The sequence below is a fragment of the Streptomyces sp. NPDC041968 genome (genome assembly GCF_055589025.1).
Window position 1 is genome coordinate 251,990 of the sequence record NZ_JBVJCB010000006.1, and the last position, 11,135, is coordinate 263,124.

At 73.4% G+C, this 11,135-nt stretch carries 9 protein-coding genes; 5 read left to right on the forward strand and 4 right to left on the reverse strand.

Annotated elements, in window-relative coordinates; genetic code table 11:
• Positions 1-412 precede the first annotated feature (412 nt).
• The 3 genes from ACZ6EG_RS17085 to ACZ6EG_RS17095 all read right to left on the reverse strand — a co-directional run bounded on the left by ACZ6EG_RS17085 (position 413) and on the right by ACZ6EG_RS17095 (position 5,276).
• A complete protein-coding gene (locus ACZ6EG_RS17085) occupies positions 413-2,125 on the reverse strand; it encodes a DUF3492 domain-containing protein (protein ID WP_469605306.1) in 1,713 nt (570 codons plus the stop codon).
• Positions 2,126-2,403: 278 nt separating this feature from the next.
• Entirely contained in the window at positions 2,404-3,870 is a 1,467-nt protein-coding gene (locus ACZ6EG_RS17090; protein ID WP_469605557.1) for a DUF3152 domain-containing protein, read from the reverse strand.
• 383 nt (positions 3,871-4,253) lie between these two features.
• Complete coding sequence (locus ACZ6EG_RS17095; RefSeq protein ID WP_391969659.1) at positions 4,254-5,276, reverse strand: alpha/beta fold hydrolase; 1,023 nt, start codon at positions 5,274-5,276, stop codon at positions 4,254-4,256.
• Between the two features lie 240 nt (positions 5,277-5,516).
• On the opposite strand from ACZ6EG_RS17095, the gene ACZ6EG_RS17100 reads away from it, so the two are divergent.
• From ACZ6EG_RS17100 to ACZ6EG_RS17115, 4 genes are all read left to right on the forward strand, one after another.
• Positions 5,517-5,738 (forward strand): hypothetical protein, encoded by a 222-nt coding sequence (locus tag ACZ6EG_RS17100; protein ID WP_356604332.1) that lies wholly within the window; start codon positions 5,517-5,519, stop codon positions 5,736-5,738.
• Between the two features lie 211 nt (positions 5,739-5,949).
• On the forward strand, positions 5,950-6,591 hold the full coding sequence (locus ACZ6EG_RS17105; protein ID WP_053142796.1) for a TetR/AcrR family transcriptional regulator: 642 nt from the start codon (positions 5,950-5,952) through the stop codon (positions 6,589-6,591).
• A 148-nt stretch (positions 6,592-6,739) separates the two neighbouring features.
• Positions 6,740-6,967, forward strand: coding sequence for a DUF3107 domain-containing protein (locus ACZ6EG_RS17110; protein ID WP_383645008.1), 228 nt, complete (start codon positions 6,740-6,742; stop codon positions 6,965-6,967).
• Between the two features lie 168 nt (positions 6,968-7,135).
• Positions 7,136-7,405, forward strand: a complete 270-nt coding sequence (locus ACZ6EG_RS17115) for a hypothetical protein (protein WP_469605313.1) — start codon at positions 7,136-7,138, stop codon at positions 7,403-7,405.
• A gap of 113 nt (positions 7,406-7,518) precedes the next feature.
• On the opposite strand, the gene ACZ6EG_RS17120 is transcribed toward ACZ6EG_RS17115, so the two are convergent.
• On the reverse strand, positions 7,519-8,283 hold the full coding sequence (locus ACZ6EG_RS17120) for a ferritin-like domain-containing protein (RefSeq protein ID WP_391969662.1): 765 nt from the start codon (positions 8,281-8,283) through the stop codon (positions 7,519-7,521).
• 538 nt (positions 8,284-8,821) lie between these two features.
• Here ACZ6EG_RS17120 and ACZ6EG_RS17125 point away from each other — a divergent pair.
• Positions 8,822-11,135: DEAD/DEAH box helicase (locus ACZ6EG_RS17125; RefSeq protein WP_469605317.1), on the forward strand; the 2,314-nt coding region annotated here is incomplete at its 3' end.

The following is an 11,135-nucleotide window of genomic DNA, read 5'->3' on the forward strand; positions in this document are numbered from 1 at the left end:
GCCCCTCCCGCACCGGTGAGCGCCTCACCTCCGGCGAGCGCCCCGCCGTCGACGAGCCCCTCACCACCGATGAGCCCTTCACTCCGGACGAGCCCTTCACGGCCCCCTTCACTGCCCACGAGCCCTTCGCCGGCGACGTGCGCCCCGGCGCCGGCCCTCGCCGCACCGCTGCCGGTGTTCGCCGCGCCGCTCTCGGGGGCTCCGCGCTCGGAGGTCACCGTGCCGCCCCTGCCGTCGCGCGCGGATCCGCCCGCCGGTGAGGACGTGGCGGCCCCCGGCCCCCCACCCTCGCTCCCGCCCGCGGGAACGCCGCCCGTGTGCGGCGTTCCGTCGGTCAGTGACTCCCGCGAGCGTGCGTCCCACGCGCCCGGGCTGCCCGGGCTCTCGGGGCGGTCCAGTTCGCCGAGGCCGCTCATCGCGCCGCCTCCGTCGCGGTGGCCGGGGCCGTGGCCCGCACGGGTGCGTCCGTCGCCCAGCCGGGCCCGCCCCGGGCGACGACGCGGGACGTGGGATCGCTCCAGCGACCAGGGACATGGGCTTCGGCGGGGGCGGCGAACGGCAGGGGTTCGCCGGTGTCGTCGAGGACGACGCGGCGTACCGGTGTGTGCGAGAGGATCTCCAGGTAAATGCCGTGAAATGCCGTGATGTTCTGCTCGACGGTGAAGAGTTCCAGTGCGCGGGCGCGCGCCGCGGCGCCCAGACGCTCCCGGCGCTCCGGGTCGCGCAGCAGGGCCACGCACGCTTCGGCGAGCGCGCGCGGATTGCGCGGGGGCACGACGAGCCCGGTGCCGCCGATGGCCTCGACCACCGCACCGGCGTCCGTGGAGACCGTCGCGCGACCGCAGAACATCGCCTCGACCAGACCGGCCGGGAATCCTTCGACGACGCTGGAGAGCACGACCAGCGCGCCGGAGGCGTACGCCTCGGCGCGGGACGGCAGTTCGGGCCCGCCGGTCTCCTCGAAGGTCACCGGGTTGCGGCCGACGGCGTGCGGACCGTCCGCCTCGTCGGGGAAGAGCTGCGCGGCCAGTCCCTTGCAGTGGGCGAGGTAGGCCTGGCCTTCGGGTCCGGCGGGGGCGCCGACGATCCTGAGGCGGGCCGCGGGTTCGGCTCTGCGGACCTCCGCGAAGGCATGCAGCAGTGAGACCAGGTCCTTGGCGGGCTCGACGCGGCCGACCCAGACCAGGGTGTGCGGGTCGGCGCACTCCGGCGACCGAGCCACCTCGGAGAAGGGGGCCGCGTCCATGCCCGGATGGACCGTGCGGAGCTTGGCGCGGTCGGCTCCGCAGCGCTCCTGCCAGCGGCGGGCGTGTGTGTTGCCGGGCGTGATCACGGCCGCCCGCCGGTACGTCTCGGCGGCCAGCCGTCCGTGGAAGGCGGCCAGGAGGGACCGTATCGCGAGCGGGGAATCGGGTTCCGTGAGGTAGTGCGTCCGCAGTCGCACGCCGTACTCGGTCACCAGCAGGGGCACGTCGGCGAAGTGCCGGGCGAGCAGGCCCGGCAGGGCCGCCGTGCCACCGGAGGCCGCGTGACACAGGTCGACCGCGCCGAGGCCGTCGTCCTCGTACCAGTCGAGCGACAGGGGGCGCAGTGCGCGTTCGAGGCGCGCGGCGACGGCGAGCAGATCGGGAACGCGCGCCTCACGTGCGGAACGGTGAGCGCCGGGCGCACGACAGGCTCGTTCCAGGGCGCGCACGGCGGTGTCCGAACGCAGTGCGCCGGGCAGCCCGCCCTCGTCGCGGGCCAGTTCGGCCAGCCCGTACAGCGCGTTGGCGAAACGGTCCGCCTCAAGGGCGGACGCCTCTTCGGGGGCCCCGGACGGCGCTCCGGGGGTGGTCGCGCAGAGCGTCGCGGCCAGTTCGCCGTAGCACTCGGCGAAGCGCCGGCGCGCGCGCCGTCCGTACCCGAGTCCGTCGTCCTCGACTTCCCACAACGACGCGGTGCGTACGCGGCTCACGTGCGGCGGCAGCGGCACCCACCCGCCGTCCTCCTGCCGCTCACTGCGGCTGAGCGCGTAGACGTCGAACTCGTGCTGCTCGAGCCCGCGCACGAGCCGGTCGCACCAGAGTCCGGCCTCACCGCTCACAAACGGATAGCCGCCCTCCGTCAGCAGTCCGATGCGCACGCGCGCACCCCCGATCTCCCGTCTGGGGAGCCGCCGTTGGCCCGGCGGCTCGCAGCGGGACGAACGTATGCGGACAGGGCGGTGGCGCGATGGACGGTTGTCCATCGCGCCACCAAAAGGGGTGAACGGTCGTAACTTTCCCGCACGAACGGCGTTCCGTCGCGCTAAGGGATCAAGTAATCACCGTGCGTCACACTCGGGCCTCTGCAGCCGTACGTGGTCCGCAGGTCGATCGCCGATCAACCGCGGATCGGCCGCAGCGGGCCGTGCCGGTCCCGTCAGCTGTTGGGGTACGCCCAGGCGTTCGGCCGGCAGTCGATCCCGTCGTGATCGACGAACTTGGTCTGCTGCTGCATGACGGGGGCCAGCTCGCCGTCCTTGTCGCAGCTGACGTGGTTGAAGCCGATGCGGTGGCCGACCTCGTGGTTGATCAGCATCTGCCGGTACGCGTGGATCGCGTCACCGAAGGGCTCCGCGCCCTGCGCCCAGCGGTAGGCGTTGATCATCACGCGCTCGGTGGCGGCGGAGTCGCAGGAGACGTTGTCCTCGGTGGTGTCCAGGCCGGACTTGGCGCACCAATCGGCGGTGGTGCCGGGACTGGCCAGTGTGATCACGAAGTTGGGCTGCCCGGAGTGGATCCGCTCGAAGCTGCGGGCGCCGTCGTGGGCCCAGCTCCGGTCGTCGTTGAGCGTCTTGTGCACGGCCTCGGCGAAGAGTTCCCCGTCCAGGCCGAGCCCCTGCTCGACGTCCACGCGGTAGGTGTACTTCTCCCCCTTCCCGGGCCCCTTGGCGATACCGGGGATCGCGTCGAACCGGCCCGAGCCCTTGAGCGTGGCGCCGAGCGGGTACGTCTTTCCCATCTTCTGTGCGTATGTCAGCGGCACCGTGGTCTCCGGCGTGGAGGGCGTCGGCCGCCCGTCCGCCCTCGATGCGGAGTCGTGCACGTCACGGGCCTGGTCGGTGGAGGCCTGCGACCGCACGTCGCCACCGTCCGCCCCGTCGGCGACCTGACCGGCCACGACGACCGCCAGCACGGTCGTGACGGCCGCCGCGGCGATGCCGGTGAAGGTCCTGCCCTTGCCGCCCTTGACCGGCGCGGGGTCACCCGTGGGCGCCGTGTCGTCGGCGTCGGAGGCGGAGGCGGGACCACCGTTGCCGCTGCCGCTCCCGTCGTCGGCGCTCCAGTCGGTGACGGTGGAGTACGGGTCCGAGGGCCGCGGGTCGAAGGGCTGCGCGGGGACGGGCGTACGGCGTGGGGGCCGGGCCGCGAAGACGTCGTCGCGCTCACCGAAGGCGTCCAGGTACTCCTGCCGCGGACCTCCCGGCGGGCCCTGCCGCTGCCGCGGGAAGGACGCCCCGGGGCGTGCGGCAGCGCCCGGAGGCGGGCCGGCCGGGGTGGCGTAACCGGCGCCCGCTCGCCCGCGCCCGTCCAGCTCGCCCCAGGCGCCGCCGGATTCACGCTGCTCGGGATGACCACCACGCACGCGCGGCACGCCGTGCGCGGGCGTGCCGTCGGCAGCTCTCGGCCCCCCGTGCGCCGGGGCGCCACCACCGAACCTCGGCACACCGTGCGCCGGAGTCCCGTCCGGCACCCGCGGAACCCCATGGGTCGGCGTACCGTCCGGCACCCGGGGAAAGCCCCCACCGGGCGTCCCGTCGGCGAACCTCGGCACACCACGCCCCGGAGTCCCGTCATCGAACCTCGGTACACCCCGCGCCGGAGTCCCGTCGGGCAGCCTCGGCATCCCGTGCGCCGGAGTCCCGTCCGGCATCCTCGGAATGCCGTGCGCCGGCGTACCCCTCGAATCCATCGGACGGCCACGCCCCGGGGTGCCGTCCTGAAGCTGTCGCCCCGACGGTCCCGGCGTGCCCTCCGGAAGCCACCGCCCCGGCCCCGGATACTCACCAGGGCCACCGCGGCCCTCGCCCCGGGCGGCCGCGCCCGGTGCTCCCCGGGCCGGCACGCCGGGTACCCCGGATGCCGGTGGTGACTGCTCCCCGGCCTGGGGGCCGGGTGCGCGGCGGCGGCCCAGCAGGCCGGGCCGGCCCTCCCGCGCTGCTGCGGTGGTGTCCGCGTCGTCGGCCTTGGGTACGGGCCCGCGGCGGCTGTGGCGTCCCACGTCGCGCCTCAGCCTCCTGTGCTCTGGTCGGCGGGCTCGTCGTCCACGGCCCTGGCGGTCCTCTCGCCGGTGGCCGGCTGCCCGGTGTCCGCGAGCAGTTCGCGGAACGCCCTGGCCACGGCCTCCGGATACTCCATCATCGCCACGTGTCCCGCGTCCGGCAGGGTCAGCAGCCGGGAGTCGCGGAAGGCCCGGGCGGCGCGCTGGGCCATGCGGTGGCCGACGAGTTGGTCGCGTCCACCGTAGACCAGGAGCGTGGGCGCGAGAACCCGCTCGGCCTGTCGCCACAGCCCGTGCTGGCCGCCCAGGGTGTACGCGTTCACGATCCCGCGCGCGGAACGCGCCATCGCGTCCCAGAAGTACGGCAGCCGCAGCCGCCGCTCCATCTCCTCCACGGCGTTGCGGAAGCCCTCCGGGGAGACCCGCTCCGGGTCCCCGTAGCAGAGCGCCGTGACGCCGCGCACCCGCTGCTCGGCGGTCCACTCCCTGGTGAGCCGGGTGAACAGCGCCACCACCCCGGGCAGCGCCAGCAGCCCCGTCGGCACGGCGCTGCGCTGCACACGCAGCTCCGGCAGCGCGGGCGACACGAGGGTCAGCGTCCGCACCAGGTCCGGGCGGGCAGCGGCCACGCGGGTGACGACGGCGCCCCCGAGGGAGTTGCCGAAGAGGTGCACGGGACCGCGCCCGGCCGCGTCGAGGAGGCGGACGACCGCGCGCGCGTGGCCCGTGATCGAGTAGTCCCCGTCGTCGGGCGGCGGGGAGTCGCCGAAGCCCGGGAGGTCGACGGCCTCGCTGTCGACGACACCGTCCAGCAGCGGCATCAGCGCCGACCAGTTCTGCGAGGAACCGCCGAGGCCGTGCACGTACAGCGCGGGCGGCAGCCCCTCGCGGGCCGGTGGTCTCGAACGCACCGTCAGCGTCATGCCGGGCAGCTGGACCGACCGGAGGCGCTCGCCGTCCGCGACCTTGACGGCCGCGACCTTCGGCAGCACGTTCGCGGGCGACAGTGACGGCGGCTCGGTCGAAGGCATGCGGCAATGTTACGAGACGATCACGCAGTGGTTCATGTGTTCGCCGTCACACGTCGGACCGGCGTGTCCGCCCCGTCCGCCCCTCCCCCTGCACCTCGCCCCTCGGCTCTCACCCCGCCGCCCGCGACCCCGTACGACGCATGGCGTCCGGAACGGGAGTCTCCTACGCTCATGAAGTGGGCACCCGCGTGTGACCCCCTGAACCGCCAGGGACGTTCGTTCGTAGGAAGGGAGCCCAGCATGACCGTCGACCCCACCGACCCCGAGACCTTCGACACCGAGACGCAGGACGCGAAGGAGATCGACGTCGAGGCGCCGGACGCCGACGCGGCCGAGCAGCAGACGGACGTCGCCCCGGAGCGCGACGACCCGCTGACCGGCATCGAACCGGACCGCGCCAACGAGGCCGACCTCGCCGAACAGGCGCGGGTGGTCTCCCACGACGAGGACGACTACCGCTGAGACGCGACGCCGCCGGGTGGCGGCGAAGCGACTTGCCCAGCGGAAAGGAGTGCCGCCTTCTGCCCGGCCTGGACTCTTTTGAAACCTGTTGTGCGGCTATCGCCACCGTCCGGTCCGTGAAATTCTGCGCTCGCACCGCGCACAGCACGGTTACCGAAAAGTACGATGACGAGGCGGCGCACACCGCACGTGGACGACTATGGGAGGCGGCGTGACAGCCATCGAGCAGACAGAGGCGGTACGCCCGCGGGGCACACGCCTTCCCCGCCGAGCCCGACGGAACCAGCTGCTGGGCGCCGCACAGGAAGTCTTCGTGGCCCAGGGCTACCACGCGGCCGCGATGGACGACATCGCCGAGCGCGCCGGGGTCAGCAAGCCGGTGCTCTACCAGCACTTCCCGGGCAAGCTCGACCTCTACCTGGCCCTGCTGGACCAGCACTGCGAGTCCCTGATCCAGTCCGTACGGAGCGCGCTCGCCTCGACGACCGACAACAAGCAGCGCGTCCGCGCCACGATGGACGCCTACTTCGCGTACGTCGAGGACGACGGCGGCGCCTTCCGGCTGGTCTTCGAGTCGGACCTGACCAACGAGCCCGCCGTGCGCGAGCGCGTCGACAAGGTCACTAACGAGTGCGCCGAGGCGATCTGCGACGTCATCGCCGAGGACACCGGCCTCTCGCGCGCCGAGTCGATGCTGCTGGCCTCCGGGCTGGGCGGCCTCGCCCAGGTGGTGGCCCGCTCCTGGCTGCACAGCGACCGCAGCGTGCCCCGCGACCAGTCGGTGCAGCTGCTGACCTCGCTGGCCTGGCGCGGCATCGCCGGTTTCCCGCTGCACGGCAGCGAGCAGCACTGACGGCGCCGGTTCACGCCGGTTCTGTTCCCGTCGGCTGTTCGCTCTTGGCGTTCTCGGGCGCAGCGTGTACGTCCCCTCACCGGGCTAATGTGTGCGGAGTACGGCGCGGAAGATCGCGCACTTCACTGACCGTCGGAGGGACATAGCCGTGGAGGTCAAGATCGGCGTGCAGCACGCGCCCCGCGAGATCGTTCTGGAGAGCGGTCAGACTGCCGAGGAGGTCGAGCGCGTGGTGGCCGAGGCGCTCGCCGGCAAGTCACAGCTCCTGAGCCTCGTGGACGAACACGGCCGCAAGGTCCTGGTACCGGCCGACCGTCTCGCCTATGTCGAGATCGGCGAGACGACCCCGCGCAAGGTGGGCTTCGGCGCGCTGTAACGGGCGGACGCAGTAAGGGAGGGGCCCGGCGGTGAGTCACCGCCGGGCCCCTCCCTCATGTCGGACGGAGCACAGTTCACCCACAGGGGGAGGGTTGCGTTCCGCAGGTCAGGGGTAACCAGACTGTGACCGTTTCGGGCGGGCCGGCCACGTGGGAGGGACCCCGACATGCTCTTGGAAGCGCTCAGCGCCACACTTCTCGGCCTTGCCCTGGCATGGGCCGCCGCCCACCGACTGCCGCACCGTCTCCCGGCCCGCGTCCTGGTCCTGCCGACCGGGATCGCCGGAGCCCTCTTCGGGGCGTTCGTGACGCACACCGCGCTGGGTGCCGGTGGTCTCCTGCCGGTCCTCATGGGCTCGGCCGTCATCTCCGCGGCCTCGCTCTCCCTGCTCCTGCGCCCCGCCGGGGGGCTCCGCCGCCGATCGGCGACCGCCTGACCGAGGGCCGGCCCGGGCGTCCTGAGCGACGACCGGGCCGAATGCCCGACCGGCGGCCCGACCACCGGCCCGGGCGCCAGCCCGTACCTCGGCGGCACTGACGGCGGTCAGGCTCAGGCGGCCAGACCCAGCGCCGCCATCCGCTTCGTGTGCGCCTCCGTGATCCGGGAGAACATCCGGCCGACCTCGGCGAGGTCGAATCCGTCCGCGACCCCGCCCACGAGCATCGTGGACAGCGCGTCCCGGTCGGCCACCACCCGCTGGGACTGGGAGAGCGCCTCCCCCATCAGCCGCCGCGCCCACAGCGCGAGCCGCCCGCCGACCCGCGGGTCCGCGTCGATGGCCGCACGCACCTTCTCCACGGCGAAACCGGCGTGCCCGGTGTCGTCGAGCACGGCCAGCACCAGCTCACGGGTGTCGGAGTCGAGGCGGGCCGCGACCTCGCGGTAGAAGTCGCTCGCGATGGAGTCACCGACATAGGCCTTGACGAGTCCCTCCAGCCAGTCGGAGGGGGCCGTCTGCTTGTGGAAACCGTCGTAGGCGGCCACGAACGGCTCCATCGCCCCGGTCGGCTCCTCACCGATCTCGGCGAGCCGGCCGCGCAGGCGCTCGAAGTGGTGGAACTCCGCCGACGCCATCTTCGCCAGCTCCGCCTTGTCCGCCAGCGTGGGCGCCAGCTTGGCGTCCTCGGCGAGCCGCTCGAACGCCGCCAGCTCGCCGTAGGCGAGGGCGCCGAGCAGGTCCACCACCGCGGCACGGTACTGGGGGTCGGCGGCGGCCGTCGCCCAGTCCTGGGCGGCTACTCCGGTGGCACCGGTGGGTTCGGTGGGTCCGGCGGAGGCGGCTGCGGCGTTGCCAGGCTTGTCAGAGCTCGTCATGCAGCGCACAATAACCCGCCCGCCGTCCGCCGGAAGGCCCCCGGTCGGCCTCCGTCCGATCCCGATCCGCCCCCGCTCGTACCTGGTCAGTCGGTGTGACGACGACTACGTGACCAAATCGGCCATCGCGTGTGCGCGAATCCGGGGTATGGTGGTAATGCGCCTGCCGAGTATGTGACGTACGGGTACGTGACATCGTCGTCGGGCCGCACGCATGAGGATGCCCGGTCGGTGGCCCGATCGGCTCCGACCCGACAGCCCTCCCTTGCCGTACACCACGCTGTGTACGGAATCCGGAGGGGGACCCTCAGTGGTACGAGCGCTGGAGCGTCGACAGAGGTCCCGTGTCCCACGGCTTTCCCGCAGGACAGCCGACGTCCCCGACACACGGTCCGGCACGACCCGCGCGCTCGCCTCGCACCACGTACACAGAAGAGGCAGCACCCTGACTACGACGTTTCGTTCCCTCGGAATCCTTCCCGAGACCGCCGAAGCCCTTGAGGCCGTCGGCATCATCAACCCCTTCCCCATCCAGGAGATGACGCTCCCCGTGGCCCTGTCGGGCACGGACGTCATCGGCCAGGCCAAGACCGGCACCGGCAAGACGCTGGGCTTCGGCCTCCCCCTCCTCGAGCGCGTGACCGTCCCCGCCGACGTCGAGGCGGGCCGCGCCGCCCCCGAAGCCCTGACCGAGGCCCCGCAGGCCCTCGTCGTCGTCCCGACGCGCGAGCTGTGCCAGCAGGTCACCAACGACCTCCTGACCGCCGGCAAGGTCCGCAACGTGCGCGTCCTGGCGATCTACGGCGGCCGGGCCTACGAGCCGCAGGTGGAGGCCCTGAAGAAGGGCGTCGACGTGATCGTCGGCACCCCGGGCCGCCTGCTGGACCTGGCGGGCCAGAAGAAGCTCAGCCTGAAGCACGTCAAGTGCCTCGTCCTCGACGAGGCCGACGAGATGCTCGACCTGGGCTTCCTGCCCGACGTCGAGAAGATCATCAACATGCTGCCGGTCAGGCGTCAGACCATGCTGTTCTCGGCCACCATGCCGGGCGCGGTCATCGGACTGGCCCGCCGCTACATGTCGCAGCCCACGCACATCAGCGCCACCTCGCCCGACGACGCGGGCGCGACGGTCGCGAACACGAAGCAGTTCGTCTACCGCGCGCACAACATGGACAAGCCCGAGATGGTGGCGCGCATACTGCAGGCCGACGGCCGGGGACTGGTCATGGTCTTCTGCCGCACCAAGCGCACGGCGGCCGATCTGGCCGACCAGCTCAAGCAGCGCGGCTTCGCCTCCGGCGCGGTCCACGGCGACCTTGGCCAGGGCGCCCGCGAGCAGGCCCTGCGCGCCTTCCGCAACGGCAAGGTGGACGTCCTCGTCTGCACCGACGTCGCCGCCCGCGGCATCGACGTCGAGGGCGTGACGCACGTCATCAACTACCAGTCGCCGGAGGAGGAGAAGACGTACCTGCACCGCATCGGCCGGACCGGCCGCGCGGGCGCCAAGGGTACGGCGATCACGCTGGTCGACTGGGACGACATCCCGCGCTGGCAGCTGATCAACAAGGCGCTGGACCTGGGCTTCAGCGACCCGCCGGAGACGTACTCCACCTCCCCGCACTTCTACACCGACCTGGGCATCCCCGCGGGCACCAAGGGCATCCTCCCGCGCTCGGAGCGCACGCGCGCCGGGCTCGACGCGGAGGAGGTGGAGGACCTCGGCGAGACGGGTGGCCGCGGTGGCCGCACGCGCAGCGACCGTGGTGGCCGCGGTGACCGGGGTGGTCGCGGGGGCCGGGACGAGTCCCGTTCCGCCGAGCGCGAGCCTTCGTCCGGTACGACGCCGCGTCGCCGCCGCCGGATGCGCGGTGGAGCGCCGGTGGACGCGGACACCTCCGCGACGACCAGCGCGCCCGAGGCCGTGACCGGCGGTGCGGACACCGCCGCCGACGCGGCCACGGACGCCGCCCAGGGTCCGCGCACCCTGCGCCGCCGACGCCGTACGCGTGGCGGGGAGTCGTCCCGCCGACCGGCGTCGGCCGCCACGACCGACGTCCCTGTCGCGCAGTCGGCGGAGGGCACCGCGGTCGAGGCCTCCGAGACCGCGGAGATCACGGACGCCCCGTCGGGCTCGCGCCGCCGCCGTACCCGTAAGTCGGCCGAGGCGCCGGCCGCCCTGCCGGATACGACCCCTGTGGTCGAGCCGGCGGCCGACGAGCCGGTGATCGCCGCGGCTCCGGTGACCGACGCGCCCGCGGAGAAGCCGCGCCGCCGTGCCCGCAAGGCCGCCGAACCCGCCGAGACGACGCTCGCCACGGCGGAGGGAACGGCCGCGCCCGTCTCCGAGCCGACGGAGACGAAGCCGCGCCGCACCCGGAAGACGGCCGCCGCCAAGGCGGAGACCGCCGTCGACACCGCCGAAGGCACGGCCGAGGCGGCCGAGGCGAAGCCGCGTCGCCGCACCCGGAAGGCGGCCGAGCCCGTCGAGACCGCGGGCGCCACGGCCGACATCCCGGCTCAGAGCGCGCAGGAGCCGGAAGCGGCCGAGGCCAAGCCCCGGCGCACCCGCAAGACGGCTGCCGCGAAGGCGGAAGCCGCCGTCGACACCGCCGAAGGCACCGCCGAGGCAGCGGAGACGAAGCCGCGCCGCCGCACCCGCAAGACCGCCGAACCCGCCGAGACCGTCGAGACGGCGACACAGGCACCGGAAACCACCGAGGCCAAGCCCCGCCGCACCCGCAAGACGGCCGCCACCAAGGCGGAAGCCGCCGTCGACACCGCCGAAGGCACCGCCGAGGCAGCGGAGACGAAGCCGCGCCGCCGCACCCGCAAGACCGCCGAACCCGCCGAGA

Excerpts from the sequence above, each read along its gene's own strand:
- ACZ6EG_RS17090 (WP_469605557.1), bottom strand. The coding sequence starts at position 3,870 with ATGCCGAGGCTGCCCGACGGGACTCCGGCGCGGGGTGTACCGAGGTTC.
- ACZ6EG_RS17095 (WP_391969659.1), bottom strand. The coding sequence starts at position 5,276 with ATGCCTTCGACCGAGCCGCCGTCACTGTCGCCCGCGAACGTGCTGCCG.
- ACZ6EG_RS17100 (WP_356604332.1), top strand. The coding sequence starts at position 5,517 with ATGACCGTCGACCCCACCGACCCCGAGACCTTCGACACCGAGACGCAG.
- ACZ6EG_RS17115 (WP_469605313.1), top strand. The coding sequence starts at position 7,136 with ATGCTCTTGGAAGCGCTCAGCGCCACACTTCTCGGCCTTGCCCTGGCA.
- ACZ6EG_RS17120 (WP_391969662.1), bottom strand. The coding sequence starts at position 8,283 with ATGACGAGCTCTGACAAGCCTGGCAACGCCGCAGCCGCCTCCGCCGGA.